This window comes from Halopolyspora algeriensis (assembly GCF_003337235.1).
Taxonomy (GTDB): domain Bacteria; phylum Actinomycetota; class Actinomycetes; order Mycobacteriales; family Pseudonocardiaceae; genus Haloactinomyces; species Haloactinomyces algeriensis.
In genome coordinates, this window is record NZ_QPJC01000008.1 from 131,097 (window position 1) to 151,088 (window position 19,992).

Annotated in this window: 15 protein-coding genes; 4 read left to right on the top strand and 11 right to left on the bottom strand. The window is 69.6% G+C overall.

Annotated features, from left to right (window positions below):
- Nucleotides 1–147: 147 nt before the first annotated feature.
- A complete protein-coding gene (locus DFQ14_RS13780) occupies nt 148–777 on the bottom strand; it encodes a DUF305 domain-containing protein (protein ID WP_114453671.1) in 630 nt (209 codons plus the stop codon).
- A 456-nt stretch (nt 778–1,233) separates the two neighbouring features.
- Here DFQ14_RS13780 and ctaD point away from each other — a divergent pair, with 456 nt between their 5' ends.
- From ctaD to DFQ14_RS13800, 4 genes are all read left to right on the top strand, one after another.
- On the top strand, nt 1,234–3,012 hold the full coding sequence (gene ctaD / locus DFQ14_RS13785) for an aa3-type cytochrome oxidase subunit I (RefSeq protein WP_114453672.1): 1,779 nt from the start codon (nt 1,234–1,236) through the stop codon (nt 3,010–3,012).
- A 153-nt stretch (nt 3,013–3,165) separates the two neighbouring features.
- Entirely contained in the window at nt 3,166–4,401 is a 1,236-nt protein-coding gene (serB, locus tag DFQ14_RS13790) for a phosphoserine phosphatase SerB (RefSeq protein ID WP_114453673.1), read from the top strand.
- Between the two features lie 11 nt (nt 4,402–4,412).
- Nucleotides 4,413–5,048 carry a Pr6Pr family membrane protein gene (locus tag DFQ14_RS13795; RefSeq protein ID WP_114453674.1) on the top strand — a complete coding sequence of 212 codons (636 nt, stop codon included), beginning with the start codon at nt 4,413–4,415 and terminating at the stop codon, nt 5,046–5,048.
- Nucleotides 5,049–5,463: 415 nt separating this feature from the next.
- A complete protein-coding gene (locus tag DFQ14_RS13800) occupies nt 5,464–6,249 on the top strand; it encodes an aminoacyl-tRNA hydrolase (protein WP_114453675.1) in 786 nt (261 codons plus the stop codon).
- A gap of 31 nt (nt 6,250–6,280) precedes the next feature.
- Here the strand turns inward: DFQ14_RS13800 and DFQ14_RS13805 are convergent, their stop codons facing one another.
- From DFQ14_RS13805 to DFQ14_RS13850, 10 genes are all read right to left on the bottom strand, one after another.
- The gene (locus DFQ14_RS13805; protein WP_114453676.1) at nt 6,281–8,059 is read right to left on the bottom strand and encodes an IucA/IucC family protein; all 1,779 of its coding nucleotides are present in this window, start codon (nt 8,057–8,059) and stop codon (nt 6,281–6,283) included.
- 59 nt (nt 8,060–8,118) lie between these two features.
- On the bottom strand, nt 8,119–9,411 hold the full coding sequence (locus DFQ14_RS13810; protein ID WP_114453677.1) for a lysine N(6)-hydroxylase/L-ornithine N(5)-oxygenase family protein: 1,293 nt from the start codon (nt 9,409–9,411) through the stop codon (nt 8,119–8,121).
- Nucleotides 9,408–11,150, bottom strand: a complete 1,743-nt coding sequence (locus tag DFQ14_RS13815; protein ID WP_114453678.1) for an IucA/IucC family protein — start codon at nt 11,148–11,150, stop codon at nt 9,408–9,410. The genes DFQ14_RS13810 and DFQ14_RS13815 overlap by 4 nt, the downstream gene beginning before the upstream one ends.
- Nucleotides 11,147–12,598, bottom strand: coding sequence for a pyridoxal phosphate-dependent decarboxylase family protein (locus DFQ14_RS13820; protein WP_114453679.1), 1,452 nt, complete (start codon nt 12,596–12,598; stop codon nt 11,147–11,149). The genes DFQ14_RS13815 and DFQ14_RS13820 overlap by 4 nt, the downstream gene beginning before the upstream one ends.
- A gap of 375 nt (nt 12,599–12,973) precedes the next feature.
- Nucleotides 12,974–13,579: an energy-coupling factor transporter transmembrane component T family protein gene (locus DFQ14_RS13825; RefSeq protein ID WP_114453680.1), complete on the bottom strand. Its 606-nt coding sequence runs from the start codon at nt 13,577–13,579 to the stop codon at nt 12,974–12,976.
- Nucleotides 13,576–14,250, bottom strand: a complete 675-nt coding sequence (locus DFQ14_RS13830; RefSeq protein ID WP_114453681.1) for an energy-coupling factor ABC transporter ATP-binding protein — start codon at nt 14,248–14,250, stop codon at nt 13,576–13,578. The genes DFQ14_RS13825 and DFQ14_RS13830 overlap by 4 nt, the downstream gene beginning before the upstream one ends.
- Nucleotides 14,247–15,377 carry a thiolase family protein gene (locus DFQ14_RS13835; RefSeq protein ID WP_246195514.1) on the bottom strand — a complete coding sequence of 377 codons (1,131 nt, stop codon included), beginning with the start codon at nt 15,375–15,377 and terminating at the stop codon, nt 14,247–14,249. The genes DFQ14_RS13830 and DFQ14_RS13835 overlap by 4 nt, the downstream gene beginning before the upstream one ends.
- Nucleotides 15,374–16,765 (bottom strand): AMP-binding protein, encoded by a 1,392-nt coding sequence (locus tag DFQ14_RS13840; protein WP_114453682.1) that lies wholly within the window; start codon nt 16,763–16,765, stop codon nt 15,374–15,376. Before DFQ14_RS13840 ends, DFQ14_RS13835 begins: the two co-directional genes overlap by 4 nt.
- Before the next feature lie 6 nt (nt 16,766–16,771).
- On the bottom strand, nt 16,772–17,380 hold the full coding sequence (locus DFQ14_RS13845) for a biotin transporter BioY (RefSeq protein WP_179951579.1): 609 nt from the start codon (nt 17,378–17,380) through the stop codon (nt 16,772–16,774).
- 221 nt (nt 17,381–17,601) lie between these two features.
- Nucleotides 17,602–19,809, bottom strand: a complete 2,208-nt coding sequence (locus DFQ14_RS13850) for an ATP-dependent DNA helicase (protein WP_114453683.1) — start codon at nt 19,807–19,809, stop codon at nt 17,602–17,604.
- Nucleotides 19,810–19,992: the final 183 nt, after the last annotated feature.

Sequence of the window (19,992 nt, forward strand, 5' to 3'; positions counted from 1 at the left end):
TGCGGCGTTGGAGGCCACATCAGGTAGCCACCTACATCACGTGGCCCCCTGCCTTGCAATGCATCCATCTGAAAAGCCGGAGGTGGTCACCCTGCTCAGGCTGAGCACTCGTGCAAAAGCCATTCTGAAAGACCTCATTAGGACCCGCTACAGGGTCTCCAGCCGTTGCCGCAGCTCCCGGATATCGGCCTGGCGATCGTTTTTGATCTGCTCGGCGATCGAGCGCAACTGCGGATCCGTGCCCTCGTTGATCTCCGTCGTGGCGGCGTCCACGACCTTCTGCGTGTGGGTCAGCATGCCCTGGATCCACAGCCGTGCGACCCGGCCCTGCTGGGCCTCCTCCAACTTGCTCAGCAGTTCGCCGGCGCCCACATTCGGCGCCTGCGCATCCTCGCCCGGGCCGACGTTCTGCGGCGGGGCATCGGACTGTCCGTGCTCGCGCAGCCAGTTCCGGATCTCCTCGATCCGCGGCCCGTGCTCGTGCTCGAACTGCTGCGCCAGATCCGCGACCCACTGCCTGCTCACGTTGGCCTCACCGGCCTCCAGCAGCTGCAGCTCCACCTCGTGGAGGGCAAGCATCTCCTGGGCGAACTGCAGGTCGGTGTTGACGTTTCTGGTCTCGTCCCCGTCCTGGGATCCCTCCGCGGGAGCGATGGCGCTGGGCGGCGGCGGTGTGCCCGGGGCGGGTGGCATGGGGCTGGGTGCCTCGGACGGACTGCAGCCTGCGAGTGCAATGCCGGCAGCCGCCAGCGCACCGGTGATCGTGCTCTTGCGCACCGTTGCTTCGCCTCCGGGTGTGGTGGTGCTCGTGCCCGTGTGAATCCGTGCTGCCGAATCCCGCGCCGGCGGCCTCGGTGATCGCGACGGGCTGTGAACGGTCTTGCCCGTGGAACCGTCCACGGCTCCACGGAGCTGTTTTCCGTAGCGTAACCCGACGGCGCTCGCGCAATCGCGCGGAGGCGTGCTCGCGGGCTCGGCCGGATCCGGGCGAAGAGGACTCGGCGAAAGATCCGGCCGAGCGTGTCGCGTGGATCTCAACCCGATGACCGGCCGTCGCCGGATAACTAGGGTGACTACGGCCCGGTCGCACAGCAGTGAACCGGCCGGGCTACTATCCGCAGGCGGCAGCGATCGTGACCTTCATTCGGGTACGGGCTGCCGGAATCACCGACCCACCCGGGTCGGCGGGCCCGAACCGGGCCCGGAACGTATTGAGGCAGTGCAGGAGGCACCGTGACGGCCGTCGCGCCACAGCCGATCGCCACGCGCCCACAACCGGTGCGCAACACATCGAAGGGGTCCGCTGTGCTGCGGCTGCTCCGCGTCACGGACCCCAAGCAGATCGGAATCCTCTACCTGACCACGTCGATGGGTTTCTTCCTGGTCGGCGGCCTGATGGCCATGCTGATCAGGGGTGAACTCGCGGTACCGGGGATGCAGTTCCTGTCGGAGGAGCAGTACAACCAGCTGTTCACCATGCACGGCACGATCATGCTGCTGCTGTATGCGACGCCGGTGCTGTTCGGTTTCGCCAACTACATCCTGCCGCTGCAGATCGGCGCGCCCGACGTCGCCTTCCCGCGGCTCAACGCGTTCTCGTACTGGCTGTACCTGTTCGGCGGACTCATCGTGATCGGGGGGTTCCTCGCTCCCGGAGGCGCCGCCGACTTCGGCTGGTTCGCCTACACCCCGTTGTCGAACAGCATCTACTCGCCGGGCATCGGTGCGGACCTGTGGATCACCGGGCTGCTCGTCAGCGGTCTGGGCACGATCCTCGGCGGCGTCAACATGATCACCTCGGTGGTGTGCATGCGCGCGCCGGGCATGACGATGTGGCGGATGCCGATCTTCACGTGGAACATCCTCGTGACGAGCGTGCTCATCCTCATGGCCTTCCCGATCCTGACCGCGGCGCTGGCGGGACTGCTGGCCGACCGGCACCTGGGAGCGCACGTGTTCGACCCCGCCAACGGCGGTGTCATCCTGTGGCAGCACCTGTTCTGGTTCTTCGGCCACCCCGAGGTCTACATCGTGGCGCTGCCGTTCTTCGGCATCGTCACCGAGATCTTCCCGGTGTTCAGCCGCAAGCCGCTGTTCGGCTACACCGGCCTGATCTACGCCACGCTCGGCATCGCCGCCCTGTCGATCGTGGTGTGGGCCCACCACATGTACGCCACCGGCGCGGTACTGCTGCCGTTCTTCGCCTTCACCACGTTCTTGATCGCCATTCCCACGGGAATGAAGTTCTTCAACTGGGTCGGAACGATGTGGCGCGGCCAGCTCACCTTCGAGTCGCCGATGCTGTTCAGCGTCGGATTCCTGGTGACCTTCCTGCTCGGCGGACTCACCGGTGTGCTGCTGGCCTCGCCGCCGATCGACTTCCACGTCTCGGACACCTATTTCGTGGTGGCGCACTTCCACTACGTGCTCTACGGCACGATCGTGTTCGCCACTTTCGCCGGGATCTACTTCTGGTTCCCGAAGATGACCGGCCGGATGATGGACGAGCGGCTGGGCAAGCTGCACTTCTGGTTGACGTTCCTCGGCTTTCACCTCACGTTCCTCGTCCAGCACTGGCTGGGCAACGAGGGCATGCCCCGGCGCTACGCCGACTACCTGCCCTCGGACGGCTTCACCACGCTGAACATGGTGTCCACGATCGGCGCGTTCATCCTGGGTGCCTCGATGCTGCCGTTCTTGTGGAACGTGTTCAAAAGCTACCGTTACGGTGAGATGGCCAATGTCGATGACCCGTGGGGCTACGGCAACTCGCTGGAGTGGGCCACCTCCTGCCCGCCGCCGCGGCACAACTTCACCGAGCTGCCCCGCATCCGCTCGAACCGCCCGGCTTTCGAGCTGCACTACCCGCACATGGCCGAGCGGATGCGGCTGGAGGCCCATGTCGGTTTGACCGGTAAGCCGTTGGCGCACTCCGCCGCACCTTCCGAGCATGCTGCCCAGCTCACGGTTCCCCCGGAGCAGGGCGGCGACCGTGATCCGCGGGAGGAGTGACGTCGGACATAGCCCCACGACACGCTGTTGTGTCAGGGTGGGTGAGCTCGATGCCGAGCCCCGGTGGACGGCCCATGGCCGTTCCCCGGGGCTCGCCTTTGTTCGAGTGTGCGAACCGTGATGAGTCGAATACTCGAGGGAGTGCCGTCAGTCGTGACCACGCCGAATCCCACCACCGTGCTGATGACCGTGACCGGCAAGGACAAACCGGGGGTCACCTCGGTCCTGTTCGCCGCACTCACCAGGCACGGGGTGGACGTGCTCGACGTGGAGCAGGTGGTGATCCGCGACCGGCTGGTGCTCGGGGTGCTGGTATCCACCGAGTATGACCCCGAGCAGCTGCAGGAGTCGGTCGAGCAGGCGATGGCCAGCGTCGGCATGGCGGTGGACATCGAGATCGGCGCCGAGGACGGCGAGGCCGACAAGCTGGGATCCACCCATGTCGTGGTCGTGCTCGGCCAGCCGGTGACAGCACGGAGCTTTTCCGAGGTCGCACGTCGATTGGCCGCGATCGACGTCAACATCGACTCGATCCAGCGCGTTGCCGACTATCCCGTCACCGGACTGGAGCTTCAGGTCACCGCGCCGGACACGGGAGAGGACACCGACGCCACCCTCACCTCCGAGATGGCGAACCTCTCCGCCGGGCTCGGGGTCGACGTGGCCGTGGAGCGTGCCGGGCTGACCCGCCGCGCCAAGCGGCTGGTGGTTTTCGACGTCGACTCGACCCTGATCCAGGGCGAGGTCATCGAGATGCTCGCGGCCAAGGCGGGACGCGAGGAAGAAGTACGCCGGGTCACCGAGCAGGCCATGCTCGGGGAGCTGGATTTCGCCGAGTCGCTGAGGCGACGCGTGGCCGTGCTGGAAGGGTTGCCCGCCACGGTGATGGACGAGGTCGCTGCCGACCTGGAGTTGACTCCGGGAGCACGGACCACGATTCGCACGCTGCGGCGCCTCGGGTACCACACCGGTGTGGTCTCCGGTGGATTCACCCGGATCATCGACCAGCTGGTGGACGATCTGGGGCTGGATTTCAGTGCGGCCAACGATCTCGAGGTCGTCGACGGCAAGCTCACCGGCAGAGTCGTGGGTGAGATCGTCGACCGGCCGGGCAAGGCACGGGCGCTGCACCGGTTCGCCGAGGAGTTCAACGTGCCGATCGGGCAGTGCGTGGCCGTGGGAGACGGCGCCAACGACATGGACATGCTCTCGGCCGCCGGGCTCGGTGTGGCGTTCAACGCCAAGCCGGCGCTGCGCGAGATCGCCGACACCGCCCTGTCGTACCCGTTCCTCGATGCCGTGCTGTTCGTGCTCGGGGTGACGCGGGCGGAGGTGGAGGCCGCGGATGCGGCGGACGGTGTCCTGCGCCGCGTCCCGCTCGACGTGTAAGAGGTGTCCCGGTGTTGGCATCCTGGATATGGCCGGTCCGGGCGGTCCGGTTGCTGCTCGGTGGGCTTGCCCTGCTCGCCGTGGGCACGCAGTTCACCCATGAGGCCACCCTGCCCGGGTTCTCCCCGGTGAACTTCTTCAGCTACTTCACCATCCTGAGCAACATCGCGGTGGGACTGCTCCTGGTCGCTCTGGGGGCTCTTCCCGGCACGCGCCACCCGCGCCTGGAGTGGGTGCGGGCAGCGATGGTCGTCTACATGGCCACGACGGGGCTCGTGTACGCCATCCTGCTCGATACGGGTGATCCTGGTCTGACATTGCCGTGGGTCAACACCGTCCTCCACAGGGTGATGCCGGCCGCCCTGTTCGTCGACTGGCTCGTGATCCGCCCGCAGCGACACCTCGGATACGGCAAAGCGCTGGCCTGGAGTGGTGTTCCGGTGCTCTACCTGGCCTACTCATTGGTGCGGGGCGCGGTGATCGGCTGGTACCCGTACCCGTTCCTGCAGCCCGTGGAGGTCGGCGGGGTGGCGGGGATGCTGGTTCACATCCTCGGTATCGCCGCGGGCATCGCCGCCGCTTCACTGCTGGTCGCCTGGCTGGGCAACGTCCGCGTGCAGTCCACGCAGATGCGTGCGGCGGCTTGAGGGGTCCGCGGACGGGCTTGCATCGCGGTGCGGGGTTTCCACGCTCGGTACCCGCTCAGGCCCAGGTGACGGGCAGCGAGTGCACGCCGAAGATCAGCATGTCGTTGCGCAGCGGCACCTCCTCGGCGGGCTCTGCCGCTGTCGCCCTCTCGGCGACCTCGTGCGGCTGCATCTGGGTGGCGTCGCGGTGGCGGACCTTGGTCGGAACTGAAACGAGAATCGGCCAACACGGCCCGGGCCTGCTCGAAGCCGGTCAGACTACACACAAACCTGCACAACGTGCATCGATGCGGGACGTGCGCTCTTGCTCCGGCCGGTGGCGGTGATCGTCCCAGCGGACTTGCTGTGGTGTTCGGTGATGTCAGGGCCACCTGCGGGGCCGGGCGGGAGGAATCCGGTGCGGATAATCGGGAACGTGACAGATGCTGCTTCCGTGCTCGAGCCGTTGACCGCCCGCTACGCCTCGTGGCTGGAGCTGCCCGACGAGTCGACGGCCGACACTTCGGACGAGGATCCGGACAACGTCATCCTGATGCCGATGGTGCTGCGGATCGAACGCAACGATCCACCCGCCCGCACGGACATGCTGCAGGCGGCGGGCTCGGCGGCCGTCGCGGTGTGCCTGGACGAGCGGTGCGGCCCCGGAGGCGAGTGGCGCGAGGCGGTGGGTGCCTGGGTGGCCGACCGTATCCGCAAGGTCGCACGGCGCGCTCGGGGTTCGCACTGGAACGCGGTGCAATCGCTGCCGGGGCACACGGTCACCGTGGGCAATGCGCAGGTGCGCGCGTTCCTGCCGATGCGCCTGTCCGAGATGCCCAAGGAACTCACCCGCCTGCAGATCTCCGGCAGCGAGGTCGAGCCCGGCGAGCCGGGCTCGCCCGTGCCCGGCGTACCGAGACTGTGGCTCAATCCCGACATCGAGATGAGCGCGGGCAAGTCCGCCGCCCAGGTCGGCCACGCCACCATGATCCTGGCGGCGCTGCTGCACGGTTCGGGGCAGGATGCCGCGCTGGACGCATGGGCGAAGGAAGGATTCCCGTGCGCGGTGCGGACACCGGATGCGGCGAGCTGGCGCGCCATGCAGCCCGGCGATGCCCCGGAGCCGGCCTGGCGCGAGCACGGTGTCGCCGCTGTCCGCGACGCGGGCTTCACCGAGATCGACCCGGGTACCGTCACCGTGCTCGCGCAGTGGCCGGGATGAATGGTGCGGTGCGACCGAATGCGGGATGCCGTCAGGGTGAGTGCAGCGGATTGGGGACGTGCCCGTGCACGGCCGCGTGCGGGCGCTCGGGGCGATCCCGGTAGGCGTCGAGCAACAGGCGGTTGCGGTTCAGGCAGAGCCGCTCGATCTCCGGAGTGAACAGGTCGAACATCGCGAATCGTTCGGCGAGTTCGGGGAAACGCTTCTGGTAGGCGAGAACCTCCTCGCGCACCATCGTCCAGAACCGCTCCTGCGGCACGCCGAGGTGGTCGGCGACCAGCGGAGCGAGATAGCGGAAGTGGCCGACGAACAGGCCACTTTGGATGAATTGGCGCAAGAACTCCGGGGGCTCGCGCAGCAGCGCCGCATCCACCTCGGCGGGCAGGTCCGCCAGCTCGGGGAGCGGATCGGCACTGATGTTGACGTCGTCGACGAAGTCCTTGACCGCCAACCTGGCGGGTACGTCGTGCTCGTCGAACACGACGATCGTGTTCTCGCCGTGCGGGGAGAACACCACGCCGTACCGGTACAGGAAGTGCAGCAGGGCGGGCAGCAGGGCACCGAACAGACGCTGCAGCCAGGTTTCGGCATCCAACCCGGAGCGCTCGACCAGTTCGGTGACGAATGCCCGGCCGTGGGCGTCGACGTGCAGCAGAGAGGCCAGAGTGCGGGCGCGCTCACCGGAGTCGAGCTTGTTCGCCAGGGATTGCCGCCAGATGGTGCCGAGCAGCTCGCGGTACTGGTACGGCACGTCGTCGATGCGCTCCAGGACGGGATGCTGCACGGTCACCGAGGCCACCTCGCCGAGCAGCACGGCACGCGTGTCGTCCCGGAGGAACTCGTCGGTCTCGGCGATCCCGAGCATCCACGAGGTCACGGCCGGGGCGGCCACGGTGCGCTCGGTCGGCAACCCTCGCCACACCAGCGTGTTCAGGATCGACAGCGGCAGCTTGACGTAGTGCTGCTCGGGTCGGTCGAGGTTGGCGAAAGTGCGGATGGACTGCTGGGCGCGGTAGCGATCGGGACCTTCACCGAGCGGCACGATCCGCTGCGCCGCGATCTGCGGTGTGAAGGTTGGCAGCACGACCTCATCCCACTGCCAGGGATGCACGGGCATCCAGATGTAGTCCTGCGGGGTCAGGCCACGGCCGGTCAGCTCCTCGGTGAACCGCTGCCGGGTATCGTCGTCCAGCTCGCCGCCGAGGAGCTCGTCGCGGGACAGACCCTCCACCGCCCGGTACTCGGCGAGTGAATGATGCACGGCGATCCACGGCAGCCGGTGCTCTCGGCGCGCCTCGGGAGCGTAGTGCGCGGCGTCCGAGGCGGAAAAACCCATGCGGCCCTTGTTCGGCACCAGCCAGGGGTGTCCCGTCTGGTGGCCTTCCAGATCGATGTAGCCGAGATCCGCCAGCTCGGCAGCCGTCACCGCGTCGGGACCGAGCAACCGGGCATCGGCGGTCAGGGTCGCGGTCAGCTCGCGGGCCAGGTGTCCGGCGGTGTCCCCACTGATCCCCAGCACGGTGCGGGCATCGAGCAGGAACTGCAGCGGGTCGTCGGCCGGTTCTTCGGTTCCGGCGGCTGTTCTCGTGATCGAGGTGGGGTCCACGCGCCAGTGCCCGAAGGCACCTCCGTCCGCGGAGAACGCGTAGGAGACCGCGCCGGGCAGGTCGAGGCGGTAATGGCCCGGTCGTGTCCCGACCGGTTCGAGCAACTGCTCGTAGGACAGTTCGGCCAGGGTCTTGGCGAGCAGTTCTCGCCCGGCGCGCCGCCAGTTGTCGGCGGTGAGCTCGTCCGGCACCGACAGGGACATCGAAACCTCCTGCAGAAGGTGAGTTGATTGTTGTGACGTGCTGTGGTGGCCGCTGAACCTCAGTCGAGGCCGAAAGTGGTGAAGGCACCCCTGCGAGCGAGCGGGTAGGCGTCCCGACCGGTCACGGCGTTGAGGATGACCGACGCTCGGTGGGCTCCCAGGCCGAGATCCGGGGCTCCGACACCGTGGGTGTGCATCTCGGCGTTCTGCACGTACAGGCCGCCGGTCACCGCGTCGTCGAGCGCGACACGGTAGTCGTCGGAAACCCGGTAGCGTCCGGAAGAGTCCCAGCACACCACGTCGGTCAGCGGGTCGAGGCAGGACGGCCGCCGCGCCGCATACCCGGTGGCCAGGACGAGCCGTTGTGTGTGGACGGTGAACTCCCGGTCCTGCTCGGTATGGTGACAGGTCAGCTCGATGGCATCGTCGCCGCGGTGGGCCTGCGTGACGGCCACGTTGGGCATCATGGTCACGTCCGGGTCCCGGCCACCGACTCCGCGCTCGTAGAGGACGTCGTGGATGGCGGCCAGCGTCCCGGCGCTGCTGGCCTTGTAGAGCTGTCCTTGCCCGGCGAGGACACTGTCACGGGTGTGTTGCGGCAGGGACCGGAAATACCGGGTGTAGTCGGGGGTGAAGTGCTCGAGGCCCAGCTTGGAGTACTCCATCGGCGCGAATGCCCGGGACCGGGTCAACCAGCGCAGGGTCTGTCCCGGTGCGTGCGGTGATCGCAGCAGGTCCAGGAAGACCTCCGCGCCGGACTGTCCCGACCCGAGCACGGTGATGTCGCCGGCCTCGTGCAGCGACTCGGCATTATCCAAATAGGACGAACTGTGGAAGACCTCTTTGTCCGGCAGGCCGCGCAGTGGAGCGGGAACGACCGGTTCGGTGCCCACACCGAGCACGACGTTGCGCGCGGCGAACGTCTCGCACCGGTCCGTGTGCACGTCCTGGGCCTCGACCCGGAACACCTCGCCGTCTGCGTCCCAGTGCACCGCCGTGACCCGCTGTCCGAAGCGGCAGGACGGCAGCTCTTCGGACACCCAGCGGCAGTAGTGGTCGTACTCCCGGCGGGAGATGTGGAAATTCTCGGCGAAGTAGAACGGGTACAGCCGCTCGTGCTCGGCGAGATAGGCCAAGAAGGACCACTGACTCGTCGGGTCCGCGAGCGTGACCGGATCGGCCAGGAACGGCACCTGCAAGGTGGTGCCGTCGATGAGCAGGCCGGGATGCCAGGAGAATTCCGGTTTCTCCTCGAGGAACAGGGTCGAGACATCCTCGAGGGGATCGGCCAGCGCGGCCAGCGACAGGTTGAACGGCCCGACACCGATACCGAGAAGGTCGTAGGTCGTCATGAGTTTTCGCCGGCCTCCAGCATTGCTTCCTCGGCGAGGGGATTGGCGATGTCGCAGTACACGGACTGGGTTTCCAGCGGGCCGACGAGTTCGTCGAGCCCGTCGACGCGGGTGAGCAGGTTGGCCTTGCAGCGCAACGTGGCCGAATCGGCCAGCGTCCGGGCCAGCCGCAGGTGCGGAAAGTTCCGGAGGCGGTCGCGGAACACGGCGAGCAGGCGTTGCTCATCGGCGAGCCCTTGCGAGCCGAACGCCCCCACGACGCCGAGGAGGTTGTTGATCCCGATGTAGTACCCCAGGCGTTCGTCGATCACGGCGTCGGCGCAGCGGTTGTCCCCCTCCTCGCCGACGCCGAGCAGGAAGCGTTCCAGCGCCTCGATCCGCCGTTCGGACAGGTAGTACCCCTGGTTGTCGCGGTACCACCCGCCGCAGGGCCACCCGTCGGCGTCGAGGGTCACCAGCGTGTTCTGCTGATGCGCCTCCAGGCCCAGGCCGTGGGTCTCGTACAGCCACAGCACGGGAGCGATCACCTCGTCGAAGTAGCGGGCGCACCACTGCTCGGCGATCTCGCGGGTGGTTGCGCCGGTGCGCTCGGCGAGGTCCTCGACGAGCGAGGCGAGTTCGGAACGTCCCAGATCGGGTCGTTCCGCCAGCAACCCGGCCACGCACCCGGTGCGTCCGGTGGCCGCGGTCGTGTCGTGCTCGCCGAAGGGGTTGGAGCGCACGACCAGTTCCAGCCCGCTCTCCTCGACGCCGAGGGCGTCCACGGCCAACCAGGCCGGATCCCGCACCACTCCGAACCGCGGATGGGCCCGCGCGAGCTCATCGGCCAGCCCGGCCTCGAACAGCCGGTGGATCTCGGCGCCACGGCGCAGCTCCTTGCGCAGGTTCTCCCGCTTGGAATTGGTGATGGCCAGGCCGAGGGAGAACTTCAGCATGACCGGCGCATGCGGGTGGTACACGGTGCGCAACGACGCGGTCGGAAACCACCGCGGACCCGACTGCCCGAGGTCGCGCAGCAGGTCGGCTTCGAGCAACCGCCTGATGTGCGGCCGTGCGTACAGCTCACGCGCCTGCCACGGGTGAGCGGGCACGGCAACGGCGCCCTCCGGTACCTCGGGGGCGAAGTCCGCGAGCAGTTCCGCGACATCGCCGGATACCGAGACGATCGAGGAGTCGGCGGCGAACCAGTGCAGCGCGAAACTCGCGCGCAGTTCGGGAGAAAACCACTCGGCCTCGGTGTCGGTCCAGCCGATGCGGCTCTTCGGCGCCGGGTGCAGCGGGTGGCCGAGCACCAGTGCCTGCTCGGCGGCCAGGAACGGTGTCGCCGTGCCCGCGGGCTCGGAGCCGTGCCGGCCGCGCGAGGCCAGGTGCAGGTGGACACGTCGCACCGAGTCGGCGACTCGGGCCACCAGATCGCCGACCGCGTCCGCCGTCGCCCGTCCCGCGGAGGCCTCCAGCGCCAGCAGTGTCGCGATGGTCACGGCATCGACCGGGGTTCCCGTGCTCAGCGTCGTCGTCCCGAAGCGATGGAAGCCGGCCGGGGAGCGATACAGGACCTCGGTGCGCAGGCAGGTGCCGCTGGTGGGCAGTTGCAGCAGCAGGGGCCCGGATTCGGGCACCGCAACACGATTTTCCCGGATCCAGCAGCGGAGCAGCCCGTTCACCGCTGCGGTCCCGGCCATGTCCTCCGGGGACCGCTCGTCGGTCGTGCGGATCGGTGCGGTGGGTGCCGCGGTCATGCGCACTCCTTGTCTCCGGCGGCGACAACGGCGTCCAGCAGGGCGTCGATGTCGGCCTCCGTGGTGTTCGGATTGAGCAGCGTGAGCTTGAGCTGGACCGCCCCGGCGAACTCGGTGCGGCCGACGACGGCGCGACCTTCGTCCATCAGGCGCCTGCGCAACCGGGCATTGACCGAGTCCGGATCGCCGGAACGCGGCAGGTAGCGAAAGACCACCGTGGTCAGTGCGGGATCGCTGTGGAGAGCGAGCCGAGGGGTACCGCGCACTCGCGACGCCGCATGGCGGGCGAGGTCGTGGCAGCGATCGACGAGGGCGCCGAGCCCGGCACGACCCAACGCCCGCAGCGTCACCGCGACCTTGAACGCGTCGGCCCGGCGGGTGGTGCGCAGCGAGCGGCCGAGCAGGCTGCGGTAACCGGCCTGCTCGTCGTCCTCGGCGTTGAGGTAGGCGACTCGGCGCTGCAGCGGCTCGAACAGGGTGGCGTCCCGGACGCAGAAGAGTCCTGCCGCGACGGGTTGCCACCCCAGCTTGTGCAGGTCGATGGCCACCGAGTCGGCACGTTCGAGGCCGTCCAGCAGCGGCGCCAGTCGCCGCGAGAACACCGCGCCACCGCCGTAGGCGGCGTCCACGTGCAGCCACAGACCACGGGCCTCGGTGATCGCGGCGATCTCGGCGAGCGGGTCGATGGTGCCGAGGTCGGTCGTCCCCGCCGTGGCCACGACGGCGATGGGGACATCGCCGTCCCCGTCCACAGCGTCGAGAGCTCTGCGCAGGCTGTCCGGGTCCATCCGCCGCCGGCTGTCCAGCCCGACCTCGACGGCCGCGTCCTCACCGAGCCCGAGCACTCCGGCGCTGCGGGCCACCGAGAAGTGCGCATCCGCCGAGCACAGGATCCTCGGCCGCCCCCGGACTGCGGCATCGTTCGCCGCGCGGCCGGCGTGCTCGCGGGCCAGCATCAACCCGGTCAGGTTGGACTCGGTGCCGCCGGAGGTCATCGCTCCGGTGGCCGTTTCCGGGGAATACCCGATGAGCGAGGTCATCGCACGTACCACCTCGGCTTCGATGGCGACCCCGGACGGTCCCTGGTCCCAGGAATCCAGCGAGGAGTTCACCGCCCCGGCCACGGTGTCGGCGGCGACCGCGACCGCCAGGGGTGGTGTGTGCAGGTGCGCGGCACACGCCGGATCGGCCGGGTCGATCGCGTGTTGGGAGAACCACCGGCTCATTTCCGTCAGGGCCCGGGCCGATCCCACCCCGGTTTCGGGACAGCTTCCTTCCGGGAAGCCGCCGGCTCCGCTGTGGAGCCCGTCCGCGCCGGGGCCGCGGGCGGGCAGCGGGCCGTTGCGCTCGATGGTGCCTTTGGCGAAGCCGTCGAGTGCGGTGTCGATCAGCGGGCGGAGGTGTTCGTGCCCGCTGCTGCCACCGGCGAGCTGGGTACTGGTCGTCACGCGCTTTCCTCGTCCCTGTTGCCGGCCCCGCTGTCGGGGCGACTGTTGCCCGGAGCCCTGTCTGCGCGGGGCTGCCGGAGTCACCGTGCGAACGCCACTGCGCGACCGGGTGCGGTTGTGCAGCGGCTGTGGCTGCCGGACGCGCCAAGTAGGTGAGCCTTGCCTTACTTATCTTTGGGGACCCTAACCATGGCGAGGAGGCCGCACAAGCCCGGCACTGCCGCCTCGACGGGGATCCAGTGGGGCGAAGGCGGCTGCGAATATGTGCGCGAGCGCAGGTGGCAAGGGCCGTGACGTGCGTCCGAGGGACGAGCGGGGAGCGGCACGGATCACTCGATATGACGAGTGCCACGAACCAGGTGAGGCCACGCACCCCTAATCGTCGTCGACGCCGCGTGCCGCCAGTGCCTCACCGAGTTCGTCGGCATGGCGCAACGTGCGGATCAGAAACGGCACCGCGAATGCGGGCAGCGAACGCTCGGCACTGCGCGCTCGCTGCGCCTCGCGGGTCTGCCCGGCGATCATCGACAGCGCCGCGACAGCCTGCAGGGTCAACCCCACGAGCAGCCCGAGGCGCTCCGGGCGCACCCCGAACCGCCGGGTCGGCCGCAGGCCGCGCTCCACAGCGGTGACCAGATCATCGACCCTGGTCGTCAGGGTGAACAGGTTAGCAGCACCCAGAGTCACCAGGAGGCGCAGACACACCACGGCGGCGCTGTCGAACCCGACCAGCCACCACTGCGCGGCGAACACGAGCCCCAGCACCGGTACCAGCAGGCGCACGAGCTGCAGACAACGCCGTGGTGACACCCGGGCGACCGGATAGCCCAGCGTGACGGCCAGTGCGGTCACGCCGAGCCAGACCGGCGAGTGCACGACGAAGATCAGAACGGCCAAGGCCAGCAATGCCAGGAACTTGTGGCCCGCCGCCGCGCGGTGCAGCACACTGGTGCCGGGTTGGTAGAGGCCGAGTGGAGTCAACTGATCAGCTTCCGATAGTGCTCGAGAGCGGGCTCGGGAAGGTCGTCGGCGGCAACCCGGCCCTCGTCCAGGACCACGACGCGGTCGAAGTTGCCGAGCAGGTCGAGATCGTGGGTCACGAGGACGATCTGCTGGGGGAGTTGTTCGAGCAGTTCGACGAAGCGCCGCTTGTTGCGCAGGTCGAGCAGTGTGGTCGGTTCGTCGCAGACCAGCACGTCGGGCTCCAGCACCAGCATCGAGCACAGCGCCAACAACTGCTTCTGCCCGCCGGAGAGTTGATGTGCCGGGTGCTCCTCGTACCCGGCGAGCCCGTACCGGGCGAGCATCCCGGATGCCCGGCGTTCCCGCTCGGCTCTGGACAGACCCTTCTTGCGCAGTGAGAACGCGACATCCTCACCGGCCGTGGGCATGACGATCTGGCTGTCGGGATTGGTGAAGACGAACCCCACCCGGTTGCGGACCGCGCGGCCCTGCCGCGCCGGGTCCACGCCATCGACGAGCACCCGGCCGCCGGTGGGATGCACCAGCCCGTTGATCATGCGGGCCAGCGTCGACTTGCCCGAACCGTTCGCCCCGACGAAGGCGACCCGCTGCTCGGTCAGCCGCAGGGTCACGTCGTCGAGCACGGCGTGCTCGCCGTAACGGTGTCCGATCCCCTCGAATTCGATCACTGCACTCGCTCCCACATCGTGGCCACACCCAGCCCGCCACCGGAGGAGAGGGCGGCCAGGCCCGTTCGCGCCCCATCGGCGAGCATCCGGTGGAACAGTCGCACCACCAGCACGGCACCGGAGGCTCCCCACGGGTGTCCGAGTGCGATCGCACCCCCGTCCGGGCTGACCGTGTCCTCGTCGATGCCCGCCGCATCCAGGCAGGCCAACGCCTGCCCGGCGAAAGCCTCGTTGAACTCCACGACCTGCGGCAGGCTCCCGTACCGCTGCAGCACCGCGCGCATCGCGGGCGCCGCTGCCAGGCCGAGGCGGTTCGGATCGATGCCCGACGTCTGCCAGTCCACCAGGCGCAATCCGGGCAGCCCGAGAAGTCTGCGACGGTGCTCGCTGGTGAGCAGCACCACTGCCGCGCCGTCACTGATACCGCAGGAGTTCGCGGCGGTGGCGGTTCCGTCGGGCGTGAAGGCCGGGCGGAACCGGGCGAGCCGCTCGGGCGTGAAGTTCTCCCGGGGGCGCTCGTCGGTACCGACCCCACCGACCTCGACGAGCTCGGCGTCGAAGTGCCCGCGGCGCTGCGCCGCCACGGCGCGGGCATGGCTGCGCGCGGCAAAGGCGTCCTGGCGCTGCCGGGACACGCCGGATTCGGCGGCGACCAGGTCGGCCGCGGGGCCCATATCCGGATCGCCGATCCCCGGTGGGGCGAACGGAGCCCGGGAGTAGAACCGGGGCGGCTCGGCGGACGAGCGAGGACGCCATGCCCGCCACGGTGCGGTGGACGGACTTTCGACGCCGCCCGCCAGACAGGCCTCGCCGAGCCCGGCACGGACCATGGTCGCAGCCGTGACGATCGCACTCAGCCCGCTCGCACACTGCCGGTCGACCGTCATCCCCGGGACATTCACGTCGAGACCGGCCCGCAGCGCCGCCACCCGAGCCGGATTCCCGCCGGGTCCCATCGTGTTGCCCAGCACCACGTCGGCCACCTCGTCGACACCGCCGTCGTGCAGCGCGGTGCCCAGCGCGGCAGCGGCCAGCCGGTCGGTGTCGAGATGCCGCAGTGTCCCACCGGCCTCCCCGATCGGGGTGCGGCGGGCTGCCACCACCACGGCAGCGTTCGGGTCCGTCACGACAGCACCTCCGCGACGAGGGTTCCCGCGCGCAGCTGCTCGGTGACCCGGGCCCGCGCGGGCTTTCCGGCTGCCGTGCGCGGAAGGGCCGCCGTGGCCAGCCAGCGCCGGGGGCGCTTGCCCGGTTCCAGCTCCGCGCGCGTCCGGGCGCGCAGCGCGCCCAACCGGGGGCGCGTGTCCGGGGCGGTTTCCACGACGGCGGTCAGCAGTGCGCCGAACCGGGGATGCGGCGTGGCGGAGACCACGACATCGGCAACGCCGTCCACACCCCGCAGGACCGCCTCGACCTCTTCGGCGGCGATCACCTTGGCACCGCTGGTGACCGTGGCACCGGCACGCCCCAGTACGGTCAGGGTGCCGTCCCCGTGGCACACGGCCCGATCGCCCACGCTGAAAAAGCCACCCTCGGCCGGAGAGCGGACCGCTCCCGCATCGAGATAGCCGTCGAAGGCGAGCGGGGAACGTACCCACAGCAAACCGGCCGTGCCCGCGGGCACCGACCGGTCACCGTCCCGGACGTCGAGTTCGACACCGTCGACCGGGCGCAGCGGGGCGCGGTCCCGACGCAGCGCCACCAGGGAATGCTCGGCGGAACCGTAGTACTCGACCAGTGCACATCCGGGGAGGATCCGGGTCAGGCGGTCCCGCAGCTCGTCGTCGACCCGCGCCCCACCGCAGACGACCGTGTGCACGGTGCATTCCGCACGCAACCGCGGTCGCCGTTCGAGGACCGCCAGCAGCGCCGCCAGCATCGCGGGCACCAGGTGGATCACGGTGTGCCTCCGGCAGGCTCGGGCGGCTTCGGTGGCCGACCAGCGTTCGAGCAGGCGCACGTCGTGGCCCTCGTGCAGCGCGTGCAGGGCGGCGAACAGGAACAGCGACGAACTCAGCGGGCCGGGCACGAGCACGCTCTCCCCACCCGGGGTGACACCGAGATCGAAGGCCCGGAAGCTGTCCTGCCACGAGCGCCTGCTGCGGATCAGTACTCTTGGTCGACCGCTGCTGCCCGAGGTCGTGGCCAGGTAGAACGGTGTTTCGCCGGTGCCCTGCGGTGTCACCGGCCGGGAGGAGGACCGCGGGATACCGTCCACGAGCACGTCCGGGCGCGCGTCGTCGAGAACCGCAGCGCGTTCCCGGTCCGCCCACGCCGGCTCGACGAGCAGGGTTGCGGCGCCGAGGAGGTCCGCGCCGAGGAACCAGCACAGGCGGGTCGGTGCATCGGCGTGCACATCGACGGCCACGCGCCCGCCCGCGCATGCCCCCGCGGCCCGCAGACCGCGGGCGGCGCTGTGGACGCGCGCGAGGAACTCCGTTCCGGTCAGGATTTCGCGCTCGCCGGAGACCCGGCCGGTGACGGGGCCTGCGAGCACGGGTGGCGGTGCGTGCACGGGTGCTCAGTCCTCGGCAGTGCGCGGGGATGCGGCGGGCACCGTGGGGACCGCTCGGTGGACGGCAGCCGCGACCAGGGACACGAGCACGAGTTTCGCGGCATCACCGGGCACGAAGACCAGCGACTGGATCGCCGCGACCCGCAGGTCTCCGGTGAACGCGGCCCAGTACGGGATGCCGACGAGGTAGTCCACCGCCACGCCGGCGACATTGGCGAGCAGCAGAACCAGCAGGCCTGGCCGGGGGGTGGCGCGTTGCACGATCAGCCCCACCACGACCGCGGAGAACACGTAGCCGATCAGGAACCCGCCACTCGGCCCGGCGAAGACGGCGAGGCCACCGCGCCCCCCGGACAGCAGTGGCAGCCCGAGAGCGACCAGAGCCAGGAACAGCAGGACAGCGGCACCGCCCCGGCGCGCACCGAGAATGCTGCCCGCCAGCAGCGGGCCCGTGTTCTGCAGAACGATCGGCACCGCGGCGCCACCGAGGTAGAAGCCGGGGAAGAGCCCCAGCACCGCGATGAACGCGGCGAAGACCACCGTCCTGGCCAGGTCCGCTGCGGGCAGGGCCCTGCCGGATGACTGCGATATCGACGTGTTGCGCGCTTCGGACACGGGTTTCCCTCGACGTTTTGGTGAATCCGCCGCTGCAGGCGGTACGAACACACCGGTGAGCGGACCCGCGGTCACGCTTCCGGCGGCTATGGCGAGGACAAGCTACCCGGATCTGTCGCCGGAACAGAAAAGATCAAGCTCAGTTGTGGAGGCTCCACAAGCGTGCCGGGCTCGCCCGTGCCGGAGTCCGCGTGAGGTCGCGGTGTCCGCCGGCCGCGGCCTCAGCGAGCCGCGGCGTCCGAGGTCGCGGTGTCCAGGGCCGCGGCATCCAGGCGGCGCAGTGCTCCCCGGACCACTTCCGGGTCCTGGGTCGCCCAGAACGGCGGCAGCGAAGCACGCAGGAAGCTGCTGTATCGAGCGGTGGCCAGCCGCGGATCGAGCACCGCGATGACCCCGCGGTCGTGGGAGGAACGCAACAACCGGCCCGCACCCTGCGCCAGCAGGAGCGCCGCGTGGGTGCCCGCCACGGTGAGGAACCCGTTGCCGCCGTGCGCCGACACGGCCCGCTGCCGGGCGGAGGCCAGCGGATCGTCCGGGCGGGGGAACGGGATCCGGTCCATGACCACCAGTTGCAGTGACTCGCCGGGCACGTCGACTCCCTGCCACAGCGACAACGTGCCGAACAGACAGGTCGCCGGATCTTCGGCGAACCGATTCACCAGCAGCGCGGTCGTGTCCTCGCCCTGGCACAGCACCGGAGTCGCAAGCCGTTCCCGGAGTGCTTCGCCGGCTTGTTGCGCCGCCCGCATCGACGAGAACAGTCCCAGTGTGCGCCCGCCGGCGGCCTGCACGAGTTCGGTCAGCTCGTCCACGTACTCGGGTGGCAACTCACCGGGGCCTCGTGGTGGCAGATGCCGGGCGATGTAGAGGATGCCGCTGCGCCGGTAGTCGAACGGCGAACCCACGTCCAGACCGGTCCAGGTCACCTCGCCGGTGTCCGAGGGCGGCTCCTTGGCCCCGGCCGTATCCGTGGCAGGTCGTGCCGCCTGCTGCGGCGGAAGCCCCCACTGCCGCGCCAGGGTGTCGAACGAGCCGCCGAGGGCGAGAGTCGCCGAGGTCAGCACGGTGGTGCGTTGCCCGAACATCCGTTCCCGGAGCAGCCCGCCCACGCCCAGCGGCGCGACTTTCAGGGAAGGTGGACGGTTGGTGTCCCCGGTGATCCAGACGACATCGCGCCGGTCGCCTTCCTCCTCGCCGAAAGCCTCCAGCAGCCGTACCGCGATGTCGTGAACCTCTTCGGTCGGCGCCAGCGCCAGTTTGCGTGCGGTCCCGCTTTCGACGTCCTCCGTGCGCTCCGGACCCAACGCGGTGATGCAGGCCGCGGCGGCGTCGCGCACCGCGCTCAGGGTTCCGGCCAGGTCGCGGGGCATCTCGTCGAGCCGCTGCGGCCGGGAGTCGGCGAGCACGAGTTCCAGCCCGTCACCCGCCTCGTCCAGCCGATCGGCGATTTCCTGGTCGATGGCCCGCCCGCAGCGGCGTGCGGCGAGTTTGGCCGTGCTCGCCGAGAGCTCACCGGTCGCTGCCGAGGTCACACGATCGACGAGGTCGTGTGCCTCGTCGACCATGACCACGTCGTGCTCGGGCAGTACCGGGCGGTCGTCCAGGGCATCGATGGCCAGCAGCGCATGGTTGGTGACGACGATGTCGGCACGGCCCGCCTCGCTCCTGGCGTGCTCGGCGAAGCAGTCGGTGCCGACTGGGCAGCGGTGCGCGCCCAGGCATTCCTTCGCCGTGACCGACACCTGCCGCCACGCCTGCTCGGACACGCCCGGCACGAGTTCGTCCCGATCGCCCGTCTCGGTTTCCGACGACCACTCGTGCAGCCGCTTGACCTGGCGTTCCAGCGCCGAGGCAGCGAAGGGGTCGAACAGAGCGGACTCGTCGGGTTCCTCCGGGGCGTTGCCGTGCAGCCGGTTCAGGCACAGGTAGTTCCGCCGACCCTTGAGGATGGCGAACGTGGGCCTGCGCCCGAGCGCCTCCGCCAGGGCGGTGACCAGTCGGGGGAGGTCGCGGTCCACGAGCTGGCTCTGCAGCGCGATCGTCGACGTCGAGATCACGATCGTGGCCCCGGAGGTCACCGCGTGCCGGAGCGCCGGGACCAGGTAGGCCAGCGACTTGCCGGTCCCGGTGCCCGCCTGCACCGCGAGATGTTCCCCGGAGGCGATCGCGTGCTCGACCGCCTCGGCCATGGCGGTCTGCCCGCTGCGCTGCGAACCGCCGACGGCTTCCACCGCGATCGCCAGCAGTGTGAGCAGGTCGGCGGCGCGGCCGTTGCCCGCCGGGGCAGCATCGCCGCCGGAGGGATCGTCGTGGGAGCCTCCGCCATCGCTGCCCGGAGAGAGGGCACCGGCGAGTTCCGGGGGAAGCTCGTCGTGCTCATCGGGTTCGAAGACACCGGGGTCGGACCATCGCGGAACGGAAGCGGGCACGCCCGCACACGCTACCGCCCCACCTCGATTTGGAGGATGCGCGGTCGGTTTGCGCAAGGGTGCGGGTGGCGGAACCTCCGGCTGCGCCTCGCTGCGCCGAGCCCCGACATCAGGTAGGTTGCTACATCACGTCGGGACTGTCCTCGCGAGGCTGTGCGGCGAGAACCCGCGGGGGCACGCCGA